Origin of the sequence: Pantoea sp. Acro-807 (genome assembly GCF_011752675.1) — a bacterium.
In the GTDB taxonomy this organism is placed as follows: Bacteria; Pseudomonadota; Gammaproteobacteria; order Enterobacterales; family Enterobacteriaceae; genus Pantoea; species Pantoea eucrina.
On record NZ_VWXE01000009.1, the window covers coordinates 1 to 21,161 of the forward strand.

Annotated in this window: 19 protein-coding genes and 2 tRNA genes; 13 read left to right on the forward strand and 8 right to left on the reverse strand. The window is 57.3% G+C overall.

Going from position 1 to position 21,161, the window contains the following annotated elements; translation table 11 throughout:
• The first annotated feature begins 49 nt into the window (after positions 1-49).
• A tRNA-Asp gene (locus F3J39_RS16435) sits at positions 50-126 on the forward strand.
• An 8-nt stretch (positions 127-134) separates the two neighbouring features.
• Positions 135-210 (forward strand) — tRNA-Trp (locus F3J39_RS16440).
• 126 nt (positions 211-336) lie between these two features.
• On the opposite strand, the gene hdfR is transcribed toward F3J39_RS16440, so the two are convergent.
• Entirely contained in the window at positions 337-1,158 is an 822-nt protein-coding gene (gene hdfR / locus F3J39_RS16445) for an HTH-type transcriptional regulator HdfR (RefSeq protein WP_039381140.1), read from the reverse strand.
• Between the two features lie 121 nt (positions 1,159-1,279).
• On the opposite strand from hdfR, the gene F3J39_RS16450 reads away from it, so the two are divergent.
• Positions 1,280-1,618: a DUF413 domain-containing protein gene (locus F3J39_RS16450; protein ID WP_039381138.1), complete on the forward strand. Its 339-nt coding sequence runs from the start codon at positions 1,280-1,282 to the stop codon at positions 1,616-1,618.
• A 28-nt stretch (positions 1,619-1,646) separates the two neighbouring features.
• Here the strand turns inward: F3J39_RS16450 and F3J39_RS16455 are convergent, their stop codons facing one another.
• Positions 1,647-3,167, reverse strand: coding sequence for a YifB family Mg chelatase-like AAA ATPase (locus F3J39_RS16455; RefSeq protein WP_071669253.1), 1,521 nt, complete (start codon positions 3,165-3,167; stop codon positions 1,647-1,649).
• Between the two features lie 327 nt (positions 3,168-3,494).
• Between F3J39_RS16455 and ilvL the strand changes: the two genes are divergently transcribed.
• From ilvL to ilvA, 6 genes are all read left to right on the forward strand, one after another.
• Positions 3,495-3,593: an ilv operon leader peptide gene (gene ilvL / locus F3J39_RS16460; protein WP_071669254.1), complete on the forward strand. Its 99-nt coding sequence runs from the start codon at positions 3,495-3,497 to the stop codon at positions 3,591-3,593.
• 148 nt (positions 3,594-3,741) lie between these two features.
• Entirely contained in the window at positions 3,742-5,388 is a 1,647-nt protein-coding gene (gene ilvG / locus F3J39_RS16465; protein ID WP_104085985.1) for an acetolactate synthase 2 catalytic subunit, read from the forward strand.
• Positions 5,385-5,642 carry an acetolactate synthase 2 small subunit gene (gene ilvM / locus F3J39_RS16470; protein ID WP_039381130.1) on the forward strand — a complete coding sequence of 86 codons (258 nt, stop codon included), beginning with the start codon at positions 5,385-5,387 and terminating at the stop codon, positions 5,640-5,642. Before ilvG ends, ilvM begins: the two co-directional genes overlap by 4 nt.
• A gap of 18 nt (positions 5,643-5,660) precedes the next feature.
• The gene (locus F3J39_RS16475) at positions 5,661-6,590 is read left to right on the forward strand and encodes a branched-chain amino acid transaminase (protein ID WP_039381127.1); all 930 of its coding nucleotides are present in this window, start codon (positions 5,661-5,663) and stop codon (positions 6,588-6,590) included.
• Positions 6,591-6,651: 61 nt separating this feature from the next.
• Positions 6,652-8,502, forward strand: a complete 1,851-nt coding sequence (ilvD, locus tag F3J39_RS16480) for a dihydroxy-acid dehydratase (RefSeq protein WP_039381124.1) — start codon at positions 6,652-6,654, stop codon at positions 8,500-8,502.
• A 4-nt stretch (positions 8,503-8,506) separates the two neighbouring features.
• Complete coding sequence (ilvA, locus tag F3J39_RS16485; RefSeq protein WP_071669255.1) at positions 8,507-10,054, forward strand: threonine ammonia-lyase, biosynthetic; 1,548 nt, start codon at positions 8,507-8,509, stop codon at positions 10,052-10,054.
• Here the strand turns inward: ilvA and ilvY are convergent, their stop codons facing one another.
• Positions 10,055-10,936: an HTH-type transcriptional activator IlvY gene (ilvY, locus tag F3J39_RS16490; RefSeq protein ID WP_039381119.1), complete on the reverse strand. Its 882-nt coding sequence runs from the start codon at positions 10,934-10,936 to the stop codon at positions 10,055-10,057.
• A 164-nt stretch (positions 10,937-11,100) separates the two neighbouring features.
• Here ilvY and ilvC point away from each other — a divergent pair, with 164 nt between their 5' ends.
• Positions 11,101-12,576, forward strand: a complete 1,476-nt coding sequence (gene ilvC, locus F3J39_RS16495; RefSeq protein ID WP_039381116.1) for a ketol-acid reductoisomerase — start codon at positions 11,101-11,103, stop codon at positions 12,574-12,576.
• 300 nt (positions 12,577-12,876) lie between these two features.
• On the opposite strand, the gene F3J39_RS16500 is transcribed toward ilvC, so the two are convergent.
• From F3J39_RS16500 to F3J39_RS16510, 3 genes are all read right to left on the reverse strand, one after another.
• A complete protein-coding gene (locus F3J39_RS16500) occupies positions 12,877-14,211 on the reverse strand; it encodes an MFS transporter (RefSeq protein ID WP_039381113.1) in 1,335 nt (444 codons plus the stop codon).
• A 287-nt stretch (positions 14,212-14,498) separates the two neighbouring features.
• Positions 14,499-15,500, reverse strand: a complete 1,002-nt coding sequence (yhjD, locus tag F3J39_RS16505) for an inner membrane protein YhjD (RefSeq protein WP_104085987.1) — start codon at positions 15,498-15,500, stop codon at positions 14,499-14,501.
• Positions 15,501-15,569: 69 nt separating this feature from the next.
• Positions 15,570-16,469: a LysR family transcriptional regulator gene (locus F3J39_RS16510; RefSeq protein ID WP_104085988.1), complete on the reverse strand. Its 900-nt coding sequence runs from the start codon at positions 16,467-16,469 to the stop codon at positions 15,570-15,572.
• A gap of 115 nt (positions 16,470-16,584) precedes the next feature.
• On the opposite strand from F3J39_RS16510, the gene F3J39_RS16515 reads away from it, so the two are divergent.
• A complete protein-coding gene (locus F3J39_RS16515; RefSeq protein WP_104085989.1) occupies positions 16,585-17,343 on the forward strand; it encodes an SDR family oxidoreductase in 759 nt (252 codons plus the stop codon).
• Between the two features lie 26 nt (positions 17,344-17,369).
• Here F3J39_RS16515 and F3J39_RS16520 read toward each other — a convergent pair whose 3' ends face one another.
• The gene (locus F3J39_RS16520; RefSeq protein WP_166714445.1) at positions 17,370-18,218 is read right to left on the reverse strand and encodes a PhzF family phenazine biosynthesis protein; all 849 of its coding nucleotides are present in this window, start codon (positions 18,216-18,218) and stop codon (positions 17,370-17,372) included.
• Positions 18,219-18,325: 107 nt separating this feature from the next.
• Here F3J39_RS16520 and F3J39_RS16525 point away from each other — a divergent pair, with 107 nt between their 5' ends.
• The gene (locus F3J39_RS16525) at positions 18,326-18,949 is read left to right on the forward strand and encodes a glutathione S-transferase (protein WP_039381100.1); all 624 of its coding nucleotides are present in this window, start codon (positions 18,326-18,328) and stop codon (positions 18,947-18,949) included.
• On the opposite strand, the gene F3J39_RS16530 is transcribed toward F3J39_RS16525, so the two are convergent.
• Entirely contained in the window at positions 18,946-20,406 is a 1,461-nt protein-coding gene (locus tag F3J39_RS16530; RefSeq protein WP_071669258.1) for a PLP-dependent aminotransferase family protein, read from the reverse strand. The genes F3J39_RS16525 and F3J39_RS16530 overlap by 4 nt on opposite strands.
• Positions 20,407-20,541: 135 nt before the next feature.
• On the opposite strand from F3J39_RS16530, the gene F3J39_RS16535 reads away from it, so the two are divergent.
• A complete protein-coding gene (locus F3J39_RS16535; RefSeq protein WP_108570165.1) occupies positions 20,542-21,129 on the forward strand; it encodes a LysE family translocator in 588 nt (195 codons plus the stop codon).
• The last annotated feature ends 32 nt before the right edge of the window (positions 21,130-21,161 follow it).

Genomic DNA, 21,161 nt, shown 5'->3' on the forward strand with positions numbered 1-21,161 from the left:
GCGAAACACCTGGCTTCAGGCGCGGTCCTGAGGGCAGTAAAGAATCGGTGGAGCGGTAGTTCAGTTGGTTAGAATACCTGCCTGTCACGCAGGGGGTCGCGGGTTCGAGCCCCGTCCGTTCCGCCACCCTAATTAGGGGCGTAGTTCAATTGGTAGAGCACCGGTCTCCAAAACCGGGTGTTGGGGGTTCGAGTCCCTCCGCCCCTGCCAGAAAACAATCCTTTGCTTCGGCAAAGGATTTTTTTTGCCTGAAATTCAGGATCTTTTTGCATCCTTTCAAAAAATAAAGAGTCTGCGCCCGCTTTCACAGCTTCAGACCCTTCTCAATCTGCTATCTCAATGCGTCAGAACCGGAAATTTAAGCAGCTGACGAATATGCGTTTGCTGATCGCTATTCTGCAGCCAGACGGCATATAGCGGGCGCACCGCTACCGGTGTATCGGGGATCGGCACAATATCGTTATATATCCCCTGCCAGGAATCGGGTAAGAAAGCACAGGCCCCGGTAGTGTGTAACAGTTCCCGCGTTACATGTGCCGATGTCGTGGTTAACACCGGAACATCATCACTCGACAAATAGCTCTCATGCTGATGAAAATCTGCGCCCCATTCCAGTTTGATATAATCATACTTCTCGCGTTTTTCCGTTTTACGCGCCCGGAACAGAGCAAGTGAAATATGACCAATCTGCTGGCTGGTCAGCTCATCCATTTTTGGCGCTTCCGTGGTGATTAGCAGATCAAGCTGCCGCTCATGCAGCTGTTTAACCAGCAGATGACGCTGGGCAATACGGGCTTCCATATGCAGGCTCTCACGGTTCTCATAGAGCGTCTGAAGCCAGGGCGTGAGATAAGCCTCCCACAGGGAAGCGCTGGCACCGATTGAGAGCTCATGATGCTGCTGCGTATGCGAAACCTCTTTCTTTGCCATCAGCCAGGTACTCATCAGGCTTTCCGCATAAGGTAATAACCGCTCACCTGCTGAAGTCAGGCGGATGTTATTACGATGGCGGGTAAAGAGATTTACGCCCAGCTGGTTTTCCAATTGACGGATGCGAAAACTGACAGCAGATTGCGTAAGGTACAGCGCCTCCGCAGCACGTCCAAAATGACGCGTTCTGCTCACCTCCAGAAAAGTTTTCAGTAATTCCGTATCCACACTATTCTCCCAAAATTTGTTTGTCGTACTGATTTAAATGTTTTGTTTTACACTCTGTCAAGCCTATCTAATACTCCGCGCCATAAATAGCACGGCCATATGAGAATCAGGAGCGTGTAAAATGGCGGAAAGCTTCGCAACAACAAATCGTTTCTTCGATAACAAACATTATCCACGTGGATTTTCACGTCACGGTGATTTCACCATTAAAGAAGCCCAGCTTCTGGAGCGTCACGGATACGCTTTTAATGAGCTTGATCTGGCAAAACGCGAACCGGTAACAGAAGAAGAGCGGTCGTTTCTTGAAGTGTGCCGCGGACAACGTGAGCCGCTGACCGAAGCAGAGCGCGTCTGGTCTAAGTATATCGCCCGCATCAAGCGTCCTAAGCGCTTTCACACCCTCTCGGGTGGCAAGCCGCAGATGGATACGGTTGAAGATTTCAGCGACAGTGATGACTGATAAAACGGGGCTATGAACGGCCCCGTTTTTATTCCAGCGTCTTATGCAGATAAATCATTAAACGATCGATACTGCGGTAGCTCACCGCTTCCTGCAGATGTGGCCGTACTATCTGTGTTTCCCCGGCAAGATCGGTGATGGTTCTGGCCACTTTCAGGATGCGCTGCCATGCACGCACCGACAAACCCAGCGTATTAAGTATTCCTTCCAGCCACTCTGCATCAGCCTGTAACAACGCACAGTCGCGCGCGATCTCCGCATTAGTAAGATGGGCATTAATTTTGCCAGCGCGCGCCTGCTGTCGTGCTCTGGCTGCCAGCACCCGTTCCCTGACCTGTGCAGTGCTCTCGCCGGTGACAGCCTGCTGACTCAGGGTACCGCCTGGCAGCAGCGGGATCTCAAGCGACAAATCAAAGCGGTCCAGAAAGGGCCCTGACAACCGGCTGAGATAACGCAGTACCTGCTGTGGTGAACAGCGGTTGTGATTGCCCTGGTAATGCCCGGTGGGGCTGGGGTTCATTGCGCCTATCAGCTGAAAGCGCGCAGGATAAGTCACTTTAGCCCGCGTACGGGAGAGCGCAATTTCGCCTGATTCAATAGGTTCACGCAGCGCATCAAGGACGCGGCGATCAAATTCCGGTAACTCATCCAGAAACAGTACGCCATTGTGTGCCAGTGATATTTCACCCGGGCGGGGTATAGAGCCTCCGCCAACCAGCGCATAGAGTGAGGCGCTGTGATGAGGTGCCCTGAAAGGGCGCTTGCGCCACTGAGCGCGCTGTTCACCATTGCTGACCAGGCTGGCAATTGCCGCACACTCCAGCGCTTCACCGTCGTCCAGCGGGGGCATAATGCCCGGCAGACGCGTCGCCAGCATCGTTTTGCCTGTACCGGGTGGTCCGAGCAGCAGCAGATTATGTCCGCCTGCTGCTGCAATCTCCAGCGCGCGTCGTCCCTGCTGCTGACCAATAACGTCACGCAGATCCTGCGGTGAGTCCGTGGCCTCTTCGGCAACGGTCTGCGCCACTCTGAGCGTGGTCTGATTGTGCAGAAAAGCGCATATTTCACTAAGATGCACGCCAGTCAGCGTTTCGCCCTGCTGAATTAATCCCACATCCTGCTGATTCTGTTCAGCAACAATCATCTGGCGGCCGGCTCTGAGCGCTGCCATAGCGGCCGGAATTGCGGCCTGCACGCCACAGAGCGCGCCGTTAAGCGCCAGCTCACCCAGGAACTCATAGCGCGTAAGTTTATCCCCTGGCAGCTGTTCTGAGGCTGCGAGAAGCGCGATAGCAATCGGCAGATCGTAGCGACCACCCTCCTTAGGCAGGTCAGCAGGCGCCAGATTGATGGTGATACGTTTGGCCGGAAAGCTGAATCCGCTATTAATAATAGCGCTGCGTACCCGTTCGCGAGCCTCCTTAACCGTGGTTTCAGGCAGGCCGACCAGCGTCAGCGCAGGCAATCCATTACTGATATGAACCTCGACGGTTACCAGCGGCGCTTCGATTCCCAGTGCCGCACGGGTCAGAACTTTAGATAAAGACATCACCCCTCCTTGTTGCCTCTATCCTTGCTCCTCAGCGCGCTATCTGCGATCCCGGTTGTGCCATTTTGCCCGCCTTATTCCATATTTTTCTCTATTGTTTCACTGTTTTCGTCAAAAATGAGCGATCTCTTCCGCTAAGCATTCTGCAATTACGCGCCGGGCGTGATGAATATTTATCACAAATCTGAATAACCTAGTTTTTACAAGGTGATAACGATGATTGCATCAGAACCGCGAAAAATTGGCTGATGAAAATTATTGTAAATGACCCGGTAACTATGATAACTCTGTAGGCATTACTTCGAACAAGTGAAAAAAAGACAACGTATGAAAGCCCTTCTATCCGTGATTAGCCTAGTCGTGATTAGCGTGGTGGTGATTATTAACCCACCGTGCGGGGCTGCGTCTGGAGAAAGAAAGGCTTAAAAATCAAGTCTGAAATCCAAAAACCCCCGCACCGAAAGGTCCGGGGGTTTTTTTTTGACCAGACAAACTATCAGCTGATTAGCGAGGAGCAGATTATGAGCAGTAGCATAAAATTCTGTTGTTCTCACAGGATTACAGGAGAATAACCATGACAGGTGCACAATGGGTAGTTCAGGCATTACGCGCGCAGGGCGTTGATACCGTGTTCGGTTATCCTGGCGGCGCTATCATGCCCGTGTACGATGCGCTATATGATGGCGGCGTAGAACATCTGTTGTGCCGTCATGAGCAGGGCGCGGTGATAGCGGCTATCGGCTATGCCCGTGCTACGGGTAAAACCGGCGTCTGCATCGCAACCTCTGGTCCGGGAGCCACTAACCTGATCACTGGCCTGGCGGATGCGATGATGGATTCTGTTCCCGTAGTAGCCATCACCGGACAGGTTTCATCCGCTGTGATGGGAACCGACGCTTTTCAGGAGATTGACGTCCTTGGGCTGTCGCTGGCCTGCACCAAACACAGTTTTCTGGTTGAATCGCTTGACGATCTGCCTTCAGTGATGGCCGAAGCCTTTGCTATCGCGCAGTCGGGACGCCCGGGGCCGGTACTGGTTGATATCCCAAAAGATATCCAGATTGCCAGCGCGGAACTGACGCCCCATCTGCTGCCGGTTGAGGAGACCCTTTCCCATTCGCCGCAGCACATTGATGACGCGCGCGCCTTAATGGCACGTGCGGCAAAACCCATCCTCTATGTAGGGGGTGGCGTGGGTATGGCGCAGGCGGTACCGGCACTGCGTGCGCTGGCAAAAGAAAGCGGCATCCCGGTCGTCTCAACCCTGAAAGGGCTTGGCTGTGCAGAGAGCAGCAGCGAGCTTTATCTCGGGATGCTGGGCATGCACGGCACTAAAGCGGCCAACCTTGCCGTACAGTCGTGCGATTTGCTGATTGCAGTAGGCGCCCGCTTTGATGACCGCGTGACCGGCAAGCTGGATACCTTCGCCCCGCATGCCAGCGTTATTCATATCGATATCGATCCGGCGGAGCTGAACAAACTGCGCCGTGCTCATGTTTCGCTGCCGGGCGACCTCCGGCAGATACTGCCCGCGCTGAGTATGCCTCTGCAGATCGATGCATGGCGTCAGGAAGTCCGCGCGATGAAAGCGGAGTTTAGCTGGCGCTACGATCATCCCGGTGACGCTATTTACGCACCGCTGCTGCTGAAGCAGGTTTCCGATCGCAAACCGGACAGTACGGTTGTGACCACCGATGTGGGTCAGCATCAGATGTGGACCGCGCAGCATATGCAGTTCAGCGCGCCGGAAAATTTCATCACCTCCAGCGGTCTCGGCACCATGGGATTTGGTCTGCCGGCAGCCGTGGGGGCGCAGATTGCCCGCCCTGATGATACGGTAATCTGCGTCTCCGGTGATGGTTCCGTCATGATGAACATTCAGGAGCTGGGCACGATTAAACGCAAACAGCTGCCGGTAAAAATTCTGCTGCTGGATAACCAGCGGCTGGGCATGGTGCGCCAGTGGCAGCAGCTGTTTTTCGATGGCCGCTATAGCGAGACCATCCTGACCGATAACCCCGATTTTCTGATGCTGGCCCGCGCGTTTGATATTCCAGGCCAGCGTATCAGCCGTAAAGATGAAGTTGACGCCGCGATTGATGCTCTGCTGAACAGCGAAGGACCTTATTTCCTGCATGTTTCGATTGATGAGCATGAAAACGTCTGGCCACTGGTCCCGCCGGGTGCCAGCAACGCAAACATGATGGAGAAGAGCATATGAATCAGCATCAGTTATCAATTGAAGCCCGTTTTCGCCCGGAAGTGCTGGAGCGCATTTTACGCGTTGTTCGCCACCGCGGCTTTCAGGTCTGCGCGATGAATATGGGCTCCGCCAGCAACGCAGACAATATTAATATCGAAATGACCGTTGCCAGCCAGCGCTCAGTCGATTTACTGTCTTCTCAGTTACGCAAACTTTTGGATGTCGCCTGTGTCGAGATCCAGCAGCAGACAACACAACAAATCCGCGCTTAGTCGCCAAAGGACATAACGATGAGTACGAAGAAAGCAGACTTTATTTGGTTCAACGGAGAGATGGTTAAGTGGGAAGACGCCAAGGTCAGCGTTATGTCTCACGCACTGCATTACGGCACTTCCGTGTTTGAAGGCGTACGCTGCTACGACTCGCACAAAGGCCCGGTAGTGTTCCGTCACCGTGAACATATGCAGCGTCTGCACGACTCCGCAAAAATCTATCGTTTTCCCATCAAAGCCAGCGTCGATGAGCTGATGGAAGCCTGCCGCGAAGTGATCCGCGTTAACAATCTGAAGAGTGCCTATATCCGCCCGCTGGCGTTTGTCGGCGATGTAGGCCTGGGCGTTAACCCGCCGGACGGTTTTACCACTGACGTGATTATTGCGGCTTTCCCGTGGGGAGCCTACCTCGGTCCGGAAGCGCTGGAGCAGGGTATCAACGCCATGGTCTCTTCGTGGAATCGCGTGGCGCCTAACACACTGCCTACCGCAGCCAAAGCGGGCGGTAACTATCTCTCCTCCCTGCTGGTGGGCAGCGAAGCACGCCGCCACGGCTATCAGGAAGGGATCGCGCTGGATACGCAGGGCTACATCTCTGAAGGCGCAGGCGAAAACCTGTTTGAAGTCAAAGATGGCATCCTGTTTACGCCGCCGTTTACCTCTTCCGCTCTGCCAGGCATCACCCGTGATGCAATTATCAAGCTGGCGCACGATCTCGGTATTGAAGTGCGCGAGCAGGTGCTGTCACGCGAGTCGCTCTATCTGGCCGATGAGATCTTCATGTCAGGCACCGCTGCTGAAATCACCCCGGTGCGCAGCGTTGACGGCATTCAGGTCGGCGAAGGCAAGCGTGGTCCGGTGACCACCCGAATTCAGAAAGCGTTCTTTGGCCTGTTTACCGGCGAAACCGAAGATAAATATGGCTGGCTGGATCAGGTTAATCCGTAACAAGAGATCAGCGCGGGGGCAGCAGCGCCCGCGTCATTTTTCAGACTGGAGTAAATAGAGCATGCCTAAGTACCGTTCAGCCACCACCACCCACGGCCGTAATATGGCGGGTGCCCGTGCCCTGTGGCGCGCCACCGGAATGACCGATGATGATTTCGGCAAGCCGATTATTGCGGTAGTGAACTCATTCACACAGTTTGTACCAGGGCACGTGCACCTGCGCGACCTCGGCAAGCTGGTTGCAGAGCAGATTGAAGCAGCGGGCGGTGTGGCAAAAGAGTTCAACACCATCGCGGTAGATGATGGTATCGCCATGGGACATGGCGGCATGCTGTATTCACTTCCGTCACGTGAGCTGATCGCCGACTCCGTAGAGTATATGGTCAACGCCCACTGCGCGGATGCGATGGTCTGTATCTCCAACTGCGACAAAATCACCCCGGGCATGCTGATGGCGGCACTGCGCCTCAACATTCCGGTGATCTTTGTCTCCGGCGGCCCGATGGAAGCGGGGAAAACCAAACTCTCCGACCAGATCATCAAGCTGGATCTGGTAGATGCGATGATTCAGGGGGCGAACCCCAACGTCAGCGACGCCGACAGTGAGCAGATTGAGCGCTCAGCCTGCCCAACCTGCGGCTCCTGCTCCGGAATGTTTACCGCTAACTCCATGAACTGCCTGACAGAAGCGCTGGGCCTGTCACAGCCGGGCAACGGCTCGCTGCTGGCCACCCACGCCGATCGTAAAGCGCTGTTCATCAATGCCGGTAAACGCATTGTGAGCCTGACCAAACGCTACTACGAGCAGGATGACGCCAATATGCTGCCGCGTAATATCGCGACCAAAGCAGCATTTGAGAACGCCATGACGCTGGATATCGCCATGGGCGGCTCCACCAATACCGTACTGCATCTGCTGGCGGCGGCGCAGGAGGGCGAGATCGACTTCAATATCTCCGATATCGACCGCCTGTCACGTAAAGTACCGCAGCTGTGTAAAGTGGCGCCCAGCACTCCGAAATATCATATGGAAGATGTGCACCGCGCCGGCGGCGTAATCGGTATTCTTGGCGAGCTGGATCGGGCTGGCCTGATTGACACCAGCGCGCGCAATATTCTGCAGCAGACGATGCGTGAAACGCTGGATCAGTACGACATCATGCTGACGCAGGACCAGGCCGTAAAAGATATGTTCCGCGCCGGTCCGGCGGGCATCCGCACCACGCAGGCTTTCTCGCAAAGCTGTCGCTGGGACACGCTGGATGACGATCGCGCTGAGGGCTGTATCCGTACGCGCGAACACGCCTACTCACAGGATGGCGGCCTGGCGGTTCTGTACGGTAACCTGGCAGAAGATGGCTGTATCGTTAAAACGGCGGGCGTCGATAAAGAGATCCTGACCTTTAAAGGGCCGGCTAAAGTCTATGAAAGCCAGGATGATGCCGTTGAAGCGATCCTGGGCGGTAAAGTGGTGGCCGGTGATGTCGTCGTCATTCGCTACGAAGGGCCAAAAGGGGGGCCGGGCATGCAGGAGATGCTTTATCCGACGACCTATCTGAAGTCGATGGGCCTTGGCAAAAGCTGCGCGCTGATCACCGACGGGCGCTTCTCTGGCGGCACATCCGGCCTCTCTATCGGCCACGCCTCGCCGGAAGCGGCAAGCGGCGGCACCATTGCGCTGGTAAAAGATGGCGATCTGATTGAGATCGATATCCCGAATCGCGGCATTAAGCTGGCGGTACCGGATAATGAGCTGCACGCCCGTCGTGAAGAAGAAGCTGCGCGCGGAGAAGCCGCCTGGACGCCGCATAATCGCGAACGTCAGGTCTCTTTTGCGCTGCGTGCTTACGCCTCACTGGCGACCAGCGCGGATAAAGGCGCAGTGCGCGACAAGTCGAAGCTGGGAGGCTGATGGTATGGCTGAGTCTCAACCCCTGTCTGCGTCGCCTGGCGGCGCGGAATACCTGCGTGCCATTCTGCGTGCGCCGGTTTATGAAATTGCGCAGGTAACGCCGCTGCAGAAGATGGAGAAACTCTCATCAAGGCTCGGCAACACCGTTCTGGTGAAACGTGAAGATCGGCAGCCGGTGCACAGCTTCAAGCTGCGCGGTGCCTATGCGATGATCGCCGGATTAAACGAAGAGCAGAAAGCGCGCGGCGTGGTGACCGCTTCTGCCGGTAACCACGCGCAGGGGGTTGCACTCTCAGCCAGCACGCTGGGAATTAAATCGCTGATTGTCATGCCGGTCACCACGGCGGATATCAAAGTCGATGCGGTGCGGGCGTTTGGCGGCGAAGCCTTTCTGTTTGGCGCAAATTTCGATGAGGCGAAAGCCAAAGCGATTGAGCTGGCGCAGCAGCAGGGGTACACCTTTGTGCCGCCGTTTGACCATCCGGCGGTGATTGCCGGGCAGGGCACGCTGGCGATGGAGCTGCTGCAGCAGGATGCGCATCTTGATCGCGTATTTGTTCCGGTTGGCGGCGGCGGGCTGGCAGCCGGCGTGGCGGTGCTGATTAAACAGCTGATGCCGCAGATCAAAGTCATCGCGGTGGAGTCTGAAGACTCCGCCTGCCTGAAAGCTGCGCTGACGGCGGGCGAGCCGGTGGATCTGCCGCGCGTCGGGCTGTTTGCCGAGGGCGTGGCGGTGAAACGTATCGGCAGCGAAACTTTCCGGCTCTGCCAGGAGTATCTCGACGACATCATCACCGTTGACAGCGATGCCATCTGTGCGGCGATGAAAGATCTGTTTGAGGATGTGCGGGCCGTGGCGGAACCCTCAGGTGCGCTGGCGCTGGCGGGAATGAAAAAGTATATCCAGCAGCACGACATCAAAGGCGAGCGCCTGGCACACGTGCTGTCGGGCGCCAACGTCAACTTCCACGGCCTGCGCTATGTTTCCGAACGCTGCGAGCTGGGAGAGCAGCGGGAAGCGCTGCTGGCGGTGACCATTCCTGAGCAGCAGGGCAGCTTTCTGACGTTCTGTCAGACGCTGGGCGGCCGATCGGTCACGGAATTCAACTACCGCTATGCGGATGCGGACAGCGCCTGCATCTTTGTCGGCGTGCGTCTGACGCGCGGCCTTGAAGAGCGCGGCGAGATCATCAGTCAGCTTACTGAAGGGGGCTACCAGGTGGTGGATCTCTCTGATGATGAGATGGCCAAGCTGCATGTGCGTTATATGGTCGGCGGGCGTCCGTCAAAACCGCTGCGCGAGCGGCTGTTCAGCTTTGAGTTCCCGGAGGCGCCGGGCGCGCTGCTGAAGTTTCTGCAGACGCTGGGCGCGCACTGGAATATCTCACTGTTCCACTACCGCAGCCACGGCACCGATTTTGGTCGCGTGCTGGCGGCATTTGAAGTGAATGATAAAGAACCCGATTTTGAAACTCACCTGACGGCACTGGGTTACGAGTGGCACGATGAGGCGAATAATCCGGCGTTCCGTTTCTTTCTCGCCGGCCAGTAATCAGAGCAGATGCCAGAATGCATGAATCAGCGGCTCCCCGAGCCGCTTTTTTTGTACGCAAACGCCCAGCTGCAGCGGCGCCACTGACTCCACGTTCTCCAGCGTCATAACCCGGTTTCGCACCGGCTCAGGGCTGTTCTCCAGCACCACATCCGGCACCAGCGCAATTCCGCAGCCCAGCGCCACCATAGAGATGATCGCCTCATGGCCCGCCACCGTAGCGTAGATCTGCGGATTAGCGAGACGATAGCGCCGGAACCAGAGATCGATGCCGCGCCGCGCCGGTCCCTGATCCGGAATAATAAACGGGATCTGCGACCAGTCGGGCTCCGTCTGCGTGGCCTGGCTGCGTACCGGGCAGGGCAGCGCCGGTGCAATCAGCACCAGCGGGATCAGCCCCAGCGGTGTAAAGCCGATGCTGGCGGGCAGCGACTCCGGCCGGCCGGCGATGGCCAGATCCGCCTCGCCAGACTGCACCATCTCAATGGCGTCCGCCGCGTCGCCGGTCGTGAGCTTGATCTCCACCTGCGGATGTTCAGCGCGAAAGCGATCGAGAATCGGCGGCAGATGGCTGTAAGCGGCAGTCACCGAGCAGAACAGACGCAGCTCACCGCTTAGCGAGGGGCCGTTGAGATCCATGACGTGACGCAGCTGCTGATACTGCAGCAGCGTCTGCTGGGCAAACTGGCGCAGCCGCTCACCCGCTTCCGTCAGCGTCACGGTGCGGTTATCACGCAGAAACAGCGCATGGCCGACATCCTCTTCCAGCCGCTGGATCTGGCGCGACAGCGTAGAGGGGCTGACGTGCATGGCGCGTGCCGTACGGCCAAAATGGCAGCTTTCTGCCAGATGCAGAAAGAGTTTTAAATCGCGTAAATCCATCCGGGATCTCCTGACATTTCGTATTGCAAAAATTGCAACGTAACGTTGTTAATATATCAATTTAAGCAATGGATTTCCTGTCATATGATGGGGTCATTCGCAGCGCTGAAACAGGCGCCGCTATCAGACAATAATGCAAACACAACATTGATGCGGAGTACCCCATGGCTAACTACTTCAACACATTAAACCTGCGCAATCAGTTAGCGCAGCTGGGCAAATGTCGCTTTATGGCGCGCGATGAGTTCGCCGATGGCGCCAGCTTCCTGAAAGGTAAAAAAGTAGTGATCGTGGGCTGCGGCGCACAGGGCCTGAACCAGGGGCTCAATATGCGCGACTCCGGGCTGGATGTAGCCTATGCGCTGCGTGCAGAAGCGATTGCAGAGAAGCGCGCCTCGTTCCGCAAAGCAACAGAAAACGGTTTTAAAGTCGGTACCTATGAAGAGCTGATCCCGCAGGCGGATCTGGTGGTTAACCTGACGCCAGACAAACAGCACTCTTCTGTTGTGAAGGCGGTTCAGCCCCTGATGAAAGATGGCGCTGCGCTGGGCTACTCGCATGGCTTTAACATTGTTGAAGTGGGCGAAACCATCCGCAAAGACATCACCGTGGTGATGGTGGCACCGAAGTGCCCGGGTACAGAAGTGCGTGAAGAATATAAACGCGGTTTTGGTGTTCCGACGCTTATCGCCGTGCACCCGGAAAACGATCCGAAAGGCGAAGGCATGGCTATCGCGAAAGCCTGGGCTGCGGCTACCGGCGGTGACCGCGCAGGCGTGCTGGAATCCTCCTTTGTAGCGGAAGTAAAATCGGATCTGATGGGTGAGCAGACCATTCTGTGCGGTATGCTGCAGGCGGGTTCGCTGCTCTGCTTCGACAAGCTGGTGGCTGAAGGGCACGATGTCGCCTATACCGAAAAACTGATCCAGTTCGGCTGGGAAACCATCACTGAATCACTGAAGTTTGGCGGTATTACGCTGATGATGGATCGCCTGTCTAATCCGGCAAAAATCCGTGCCTGGGCGCTTTCTGAGCAGCTGAAAACGATCATGGCTCCGCTGTTCCAGAAGCATATGGATGATATCATCTCGGGTGAATTCTCCTCCGGTATGATGGCTGACTGGGCGAACGATGATAAAAACCTGCTGACCTGGCGTGAAGAGACCGGTAAAACGGCGTTTGAAAATGCGCCACAGTTTGAGGGCAAAATCGAAGAGCAGGAGTACTACGACAAAGGCGTGGTGATGGTCGCGATGGTAAAAGCGGGCGTTGAGCTGGCGTTTGAAACCATGGTAGATGCCGGCATCATTGAAGAGTCTGCATACTATGAGTCGCTGCATGAGCTGCCGCTGATTGCTAACACCATCGCACGTAAGCGCCTGTATGAGATGAACGTGGTGATCTCCGATACCGCTGAGTATGGCAACTACCTGTTCTCATTCGCCGCTGTACCGCTGCTGGAGGAGTTTATGACCACGCTGCAGCCGGGCGATCTGGGCAAAGCGACAGAAGGCACTCAGGTTGATAACGCACAGCTGCGCGACGTTAACGAAGCGATTCGTCAGCATCCGATTGAAACCGTTGGTCGCAAGCTGCGTGGCTACATGACCGATATGAAACGTATCGCGGTAGCTGGCTAAGTTCCCACCGACAATTTTCAGCCTTATCAAACCCCGGCCTGCCGGGGTTTTTTATTGCGCCACACCTCCCGTAGGGGCGCCATTAATGGCGCCCAACGCCGCACCGTCCCGGCACAACGGGCCGCATAAATGCGGCCCCTACGAGATATATCCTGTAGGGGCGCCATTAATGGCGCCCTGGTACAAAGGGCCGCATAAATGCGGCCCCTGTACGATATACCCCGCGCCGCACCGTCCCGCGGCATTACGCAATAAAAAACCCGGACTGGCCGGGTTTTTATGCTGCATCAGGATACGCGTTTACGCCGCATCATACAGCGTCTGGTGCCGCGTCTCTTTACAGGCGATCAGGGCAATCAGCGTCAGCACCGCCATGGCGGCAAGATAGAAACCCACTGCCTGCAGGCCATAGTTTGCATTGAGCCAGGTGGCGATATAGGGTGCTACGGACGCTCCCAGAATGGATGACAAATTATAAGAGAAAGAGGCACCGGTATAGCGCACTTCGGTCGGGAACAGCTCCGGCAGCAGCGCACCCATCGGGCCAAACGTCAGGCCCATAATGCTCAGGCCCAGCAGCAGAAAGCCCATCACCAGAATCTGCGAGCCGGAGCCGAGCAGCAGCGGAAACATCAGCGCAAAAGCGATAATCATCAGCGTAATAGTGATCATCGTTCTGCGGCGACCAAAACGATCGGCCAGCAGACCGGCAATGGGCACCATCACGCCAAATCCGATTACCGCCACCATCAGCATCCACAGGAAACTGTTGCGCGAGTAGCCCAGTCCGACCGGCGCCGGGGCGGTGCCGTAGCTCATCGAATAGACGGTCATGATATAGAACAGCGTGTAGGTCGCCAGCATGATAAAGGTGCCGAGTATGGTCGCCGTCATATGTTTGCTCAGCAGCGTGCCAATAGGCATACGCACCTGCTTCTGCTCCTTCTGCACTTTGGCAAAAACCGGACTCTCATGCAGCGAGACGCGCACGTAGAGGCCGATTAGCACCAGTACTGCAGAAAGGATAAACGGCACGCGCCAGCCCCACTGCATAAACTGCTCGTCGGTCAGCAGCCAGGAGAGCAGCAGGAACGTACCATTGGCAAAGAAAAAGCCAATCGGCGCGCCCAGTTGGGGGAACGATCCATACAGCGCGCGCTTTTTCGCCGGCGCATTCTCCGTTGCCAGCAGCGCGGCACCGCCCCATTCGCCGCCCAGTCCCAGCCCCTGACCGAAGCGCGCCAGCGCCAGCAGCAGTGGCGCGGCAACGCCAATAGTTTCATAGCCAGGCAGCAGGCCGATCAGCACCGTTGAGACGCCCATCGTCAGCAGTGAAGCGACCAGCGTCGCTTTACGACCAACGCGGTCGCCAAAGTGGCCAAACACCGCTGAGCCGATTGGCCGCGCGACAAAGGCGATGGCAAAGGTTGCCAGCGACTGCAGCGTCGCAACCGTGGCGTCCCCCTGAGGAAAGAAAATATGCGGAAAGACGATAACCGCTGCGGTGGCGTAAATATAGAAATCGAAGAACTCGATAGCCGTACCGACCAGAGAAGCTACGACAACTTTACCGCGTGAATTGACCGGCGCTTCGTCGTGCAGCGCGTCAGGTGTTTCTGTAATGGAGGCTTGCATAAATGTTTCTTAATTGTAAATGTAAACCAGAAATATTACGCACCTGGTATGCGGCATTCAATGAGCAAAAAGCGTCGCAAAACGACGATTTTCGGCGAAAAAGAGGATAATGTCTGAGTTAAGCGGAATGGTGGCGAATGGCAGCGGCAGGAAACGTTTTTCTGGCGTGAATCGCTGCTAAACCGCTAAATAAAAGTGACTGGCTGGCGTTTCCTGCTGGCGGGAGCGCTAAAATTCGCCAGCAGGAAACAGGTTTTACTGTTCAGGTGGTTGCCCTGTGCCCGTTGTCAGGAGGGCTGGCGCGGCTGCGGCATCTCCGTATCACCTTTATATTTCGCCGTGGCGATCCACGCGGCGCAAAACAGCGTCAGGCGGGCAAAGAAGTAGAAAAATGCCATCAGGCCGAGTACTGAACCAAAGGCAGCGCCTGAAGGAGAGGTCGCCAGCTTCGGCAGCGTCAGCGTCATAACAAATTTAATCACCTCAAAGCCGATAGCTGCCAGCAGCGTGCCGCGCAGCAGCGCTCTTTTACGCGGCTTATGGCGCGGCAGGATCCAGAAAATCCACAGGAACAGCAGATAGTTCGCCAGCACGGAGATGGAGAGGGCAATAATTGTCATTACCGGACGCAGCCAGTCGATGCCATCCAGCCCCAGCGCGCTGACGATCGCTGCCTGAGCCGCACCGGCAATCGACGTCAGCGAAAGGGTGATCACCAGCGCCAGCATCAGCCCCAGGAGTGAGAAGAGATCGCGCAGATATTTTTTCCAGAACACCTCTTTATCATCCGGCGTTCGCTCCCAGACATCGCGCGACTGCGCGCGGACCGCTTCGCGCAGGTTGCCCATCCAGTTGATACCGGAATAGAGTGCCAGCAGCAGACCGGTCAGACCCACGGTAGCGCGCTGCTGAATCGCAGTGTTCACGGTATTTTTTAACGTGGTGGCGAGCGTAGGATCGCTGATGCTGCTGACAATTTTGTTAATCAGCTCTGACAGCAGATCCTGATTAGAGGCCAGCACAAACCCCACGGCGGCAAACGACACCATCAGAATCGGGATCAGCGATAAAAAGGAGAAGTAGGTGATCGCCGCGCCAAACTGGCTGCCCAGCCGGTCATTAAAGCGATCCAGCGCCCGGATAAAGTGCGCGACGGCCGGAATAGACTGAAACCACGTGGCGAAGCGCGACACGCGACGAATTGAGCCATCCACGGTTTTGTTACCGGTATGGATATCGATCAGCGGCTTTGAATCGGCGGCTGACTCCTGGGTTGTTTTGTCTGTCATAGACGATAGGCATCCTGTTCACTGCGAAACTGAAATTATATACCGTAAATAACGGCGGCGGCGGATGTGTCAGGTGACATACTCCTGCAGCACCTGGCTCAGCCACTCCATAAACACCCGCACGCGGCGCGCCACGTTGCGGCGGTGCGGATAGAGCAGCGTAATCGGCATCGGTTTTGCCGGAAAAGCGTGCAGCACTTCCACTAGCTGACCCGACTCCAGCAGCGGCTGAACGCCCATTGCCGGCACCTGAATAATCCCCAGCCCGGCGAGGCAGGCGGCACGGTAGGTTTCAGTACTGTTTACCGTCACCACGCCGCCGGTCTGCACATAGTGACACTGGCGGCCATCGAAATATTCAAATCCCGGCGCAGGCTGACCCAGCTGCTGGGTATAGTGCACCATGGCGTGCTGCGACAGCTCCTCCAGCCGTATCGGACGGCCAAAGCGGGAAAGGTAGTCGGGACTGGCGCAGTTGATCAAGGCATAGGTGCCAATTTTTCGCGCAATCAGACCGGAATCTTTCAGCTCGCCCACGCGCACCACGCAGTCAAATCCCTCCCGAATCACATCCACCTGGCGATCGCTGCTGCTCAGCTCAATCTCAACGCCGGGATAGTGCTGCAGAAACTCCGGCAGGCGCGGCAGAATAAAGCTGGTGGCCATCGCCACCGACATATCGACCCGCAGCTTGCCGCTCAGCGTCGCCGGGTCATGCTGAAACAGACTGTCCATATCCTCCATCATCGACAGCAGATCGAGGCAGCGATCGTAATAGACCAGTCCATCCTGGGTGAGGTGCACGCGCCGGGTAGTGCGATGCAGCAGGCGCGTGCCCATCTGGTTCTCCAGCGCCTGCAGCTGACGCGACACGCTGCCTTTTGGTAAACCCAGACTTTCAGCGGCCCGGGTAAAACTGCCCATCTCCGCAACGCGTACAAAAACCTGCATTGCATGAATTTTATCCATATTGTTCACCGATTGTTGTTGTTATTGAAACAGTGCTGCGCAGTTATCTGCGTTTATAGAACACTTCGGTTTGAATATCTTTATCAGGAGTTCACTTTTTCAGCAGGAGAGAGTTATGAGTCACAAAATAGCGCTGATTACCGGCGGAAACCGCGGCCTGGGACGTAATGCAGCCCTGAAACTGGCCGCACGCGGCACGCATATTGTGTTTACTTACCGAAGTCACGCTGATGAAGCGCAGAAAGTGGCAGAGGCGATCGAAGCGCTGGGCGTGCAGGCGGCTGCGCTGCCGCTGGACGTTGGCGACAGCAGCCAGTTCGCTGCCTTTGCACAACAGCTTACGCAGACGCTGCAGCGCGTCTGGCAGCGCGACCGGTTCGATTTTCTGGTGAATAACGCCGGTCATGGTCACTATCAGCTGCTGACCGATACCACCGAGGCGGAGTTTGATGCGCTGGTCAATGTGCACCTGAAAGGCCCGTTTTTTCTGACCCAGGCGCTGCTGCCGCTGCTGAACGACGGCGGCCGTATTCTGAATATCTCCAGCGGGCTGACCCGTATCACGCAGCCTGGCTCCGGAACCTATGCCGCAATGAAAGGCGCCATGGAGGTGCTGACGCGCTATCAGGCGAAGGAGCTGGGCGCGCGCCGCATTCGCGTCAATATTCTGGCACCGGGCGCCATTGAGACTGACTTTGGCGGCGGACGGGTGCGCGATACGCGTGAACTTAACGCGCAGATTGCGTCCGTCACCGCGCTGGGGCGGGTCGGGCTGCCGGACGACATCGGGGACGCTATCTGCATGCTGCTGAGCGAGGAGAGCGGCTGGATCACCGCCCAGCGCATTGAAGCATCGGGCGGTCAGGCGTTGTGATCACCTGCTGACGTAAGAGCGGCGCGTCAGAGCGTGATGGTACCGTCGATAACCGTTACCGTCTGGCCGCCGATCCAGATCGCCTCTTCCGTATAGGTAACGTCAATACGGCCGTTGCGCTGGATCGCGCTGCCCTGGCGCGCCCGGTAGCTGCGCGTCTGGCCCTGGGCCGCCAGGTAGCGAGCCAGACAGGCGTTGGCGCTGCCGGTGACCGGATCTTCAGTCAGGCTGCCATTCTCCACAAACAGCGCGCGGACCTCATACTGCTCCGGTTCCCCCGGCGGCAGCGCGCCGAAAATCAGCGCGCCGCTGACGCCCGCCCGCTGCTGCAGCTGCTGCAGATCGGCCACGGAAGCCGTGACGTCGACGACCGCCTGCGCGCTGCTGAGCGGGATCAGCAGCCAGCGAATACCCATATCCGCTACGGCAGGCGACTGCGTCAGATCAAAGGCCTCGCTGTTAAGCGCGCGGCTCATCAGCGCATCGCTGAACGGCGTCAGGGTTGCCGCAGGGGCAGCGAATGCCAGTGCGCCATCGGCGGCGATACGCACCTCAACCAGTCCGACGCCGCACTCCTGAACAATACAGCCGGCGTTTTTCCGCGGCCAGCCCGCTTCCAGCAGCGCATGGGCTGTACCCAGCGTCGGGTGACCGGCAAACGGCAGCTCACCCGAAGGGGTAAAAATGCGGATGCGATAGTCCGCCGCGCTGCTCTCTGGCGGCAGCACAAACGTGGTCTCTGACAGATTGGTCCAGCGCGCAATCGCTGCCATCTGTTCGTCAGCTAATCCCTGTGCATCCATAATCACGGCCAGCGGATTTCCCCGAAATGCCGTTGCGGTAAAGACATCCACCTGTTTAAACGCCACTCTCATAACAATTCCTTTTCTGTCAGCCAATATGTGGAATGATACCCTGCGCATGGTAAAAGCGCGCTAACAGGGCTATGAATAGATTAATAATTCTGCAGGCGGAGTCCGCGATGTTAAAAATTTTAGGCCGTAAAACGTCAATCAACGTGCGCAAGGTGCTGTGGCTCTGCGCTGAGCTGAATATCACCTATAAGCATGAAGCCTGGGGCGACGAGGGTCTGTCGCTGCATGCACCGCAGTTTATGGCGCTGAACCCCAACGCCCTGGTGCCGGTCATCATCGACGACGGGCTGGTGATATGGGAATCCAACGCTATTCTGCGCTACCTGGCCAACAGCTACGGTGGTGCATGGCTCTATCCGGAGGAGCCGCGCTTACGCGCGCCGGTGGATCAGTGGATCGACTGGCAGGCTACCGAGCTTAACACCTCCTGGCGCTACGCCTTTATGTCGCTGGTACGAAATTCACCAGCGCATCAGGATCCCCGTCTGCTCGCAGCAGCGGTGAAAGGCTGGACGCACACCATGGGGATACTCAATCAGCAGCTGGAAAAATCGGGCCGCTATGTGGCCGGGCGTCACTTTAGCCTGGCGGATATTCCCATTGGACTGGCCGTAAACCGCTGGTTTGAAACGCCGCTGGATCACCCCGATTTTCCGGCAATACAGACCTACTATGAGCGGCTGACCGAGCGCCCCGGATTTACCACCTGGGGACGCAACGGCACGCCTTAAGACGCAGCAGGGGCAATGCCGCTCATCTCGCACGCCAGAGCACCCGTGCGCGCTAAGGCACGGGTGTAACGCGCGTCGAACGGATAACAGCAGGAGAGGCGCAGCGCATGCCGGTAGCGTTCGCTCAGCGTGTAGAGCGCGCCTGGCGTGACGCAGATCTGCTCCTGCAGCAGACGATTAAACAGCAGCACGGTATCAATCTTACCCGGCAGCTCGACCCAGAAGACAAAGCCACCGCGCGGCAGCGTGGCGCGTGTTCCCTGCGGAAAATGGCGCGCCAGAATGCCCCGCGCCGCATCCAGATTTGCCGCATAGCGCCGGCGCAGCGAGCGCAAATGATGATCGTACCCCCCGCTGGCGAGGAACTCTGCCAGCGTCTCGCTCAGCAGCCGCGATTCAGTCATCGACGAGACCGCTTTCAGCCGCGCAATGCTGGCATGAAACCGGCCCGCGGCGGTCCAGCCGATACGAAAATCAGGCGCCACGGTTTTGGTAAAGCTGGTGCAGTAAATCACCCAGCCATCGCGATCGAACGCCTTAACCGGCGGTGACAGCGGCCAGTCAAACTGCAATTCATCGTAGAGCCCGTCTTCAATCAGCGGAATGCGATAGTGATTCATCAGCGCAGCGAGCCGTTTTTTGTTCTCCAGCGGCATCACGTAGCCCAGCGGGTTTTGCGCGCCCGGCATAGCGATCAGCGCCTGAATGCGCTGCTCCTGCAGCAGCATCTCCAGCGCGTCCAGCGAAAGACCGCGCTGCGGATCGGTGGGGATCTCCAGCGCCTTCAGTCCGAGCGAGGCGAGCAGCGGAAACAGGAAAAAATAGGTGGGGGATTCCAGTCCGATACAGTCGCCGGGCTGCGTGACAGCGCGCAGCGCCAGCTGCAGCGCCTCCATGCAGCCGTGGGTCAGGGTAATCGCCTGAGCGGTAAGGTTCAGTCCGGTATGCACGCTGCGCCGGGCGATCTCCTCGCGCAGCCGCTCGCTGCCGGGAGGCAGCGCATAACGACCGATAATGTCGCCCTGGCGCCGGATCAGCGCGGCGGTGATACGGCCCAGCTTCGCTGAAGGAAAAAGCTCACTGTCCTGCGGACAGGCCAGCGAAATATTGGTGTAGTCGGGATTATTCTGCGCGGCAAAAACCTGTTCAATCAGCGCCAGCTTCTGTGCATCCGGATCGCCACTCTCTGCGGTGGGCGGCTGCGGCTGCAGCGTAACGGCAGGCAATACGCCGCGAACGTAATAACCTGACTGCGGCCGCGCCTCAATCAGGCCGCGATCTTCCAGCAGTTGCCAGGCGCTGATCACGGTATTTACGCTGAGCTGGTGCGACTGCGCCACTCGCCGGATAGCGGGCAGGCGGGCGCCCGGCCGCAGCGAACCCTGATGAATAGCGTCGGCAAATTTTGCTGCCAGCTGCTGGTAGCGCGGTTGATCGTCAGTAAACGCGAGGGACACAATGGCCTCCGGAAGTGACAGGTACAAAGCAGAAAAAGTGTGACTGTACCCATTACAATACTGAATTACTGTCTCTGTTGCCATTGCGGTGACGGCATTACGATGGAGTCAGCTTATTCAGTCCGGAGAACGTCTATGCTCGATCCCGCCTTTTTCAGTTATGTCACCATCATGTCTATTACGCCCGGCCCGAACAATCTGCTGCTGGCCACATCAGGGGTCAATTTCGGCTTTCGTCGCACGCTGCCAGTGCTGGGCGGTATACTGCTCGGCTGCGCGCTGCAGATGCTGCTGGCAAGCGTGGCGCTGGAGCTGCTGCTGACGTGGATGGCAGCCGTACGCCTGCCGCTGACGCTGGCGGGCTGCGGCTATCTGCTGTGGCTGTCATGGAAAATTTTTCGCGCCGGTGCGCCGCAGGCCAGCGCCCGTCCGCGTCCGATGACGCTGCTGGGCGGCGTGGCTTTTCAGGCGGTTAATCCCAAGGCCTGGCTGATGGTCACAAACGTTGCGCTGCTTTACGCCAGCAGCAGCAACGTCTGGCTGGTGCTGACCGGTTTTGCCGCGCTCAATCTGCCCTGCATTCTGCTCTGGGCAGCGCTGGGCGATCGGCTGCGGACGTACCTGCAGACGCACTGGAAGCGGCGCCTGTTTAACACGCTGATGGCGCTATCGCTGCTGGCAACGACCGGCTGGATGGGGTATGACGCGCTGAGCGCAATATAGAGCAGGTGCGCCGGGCGGCGCACCTGAGCAGT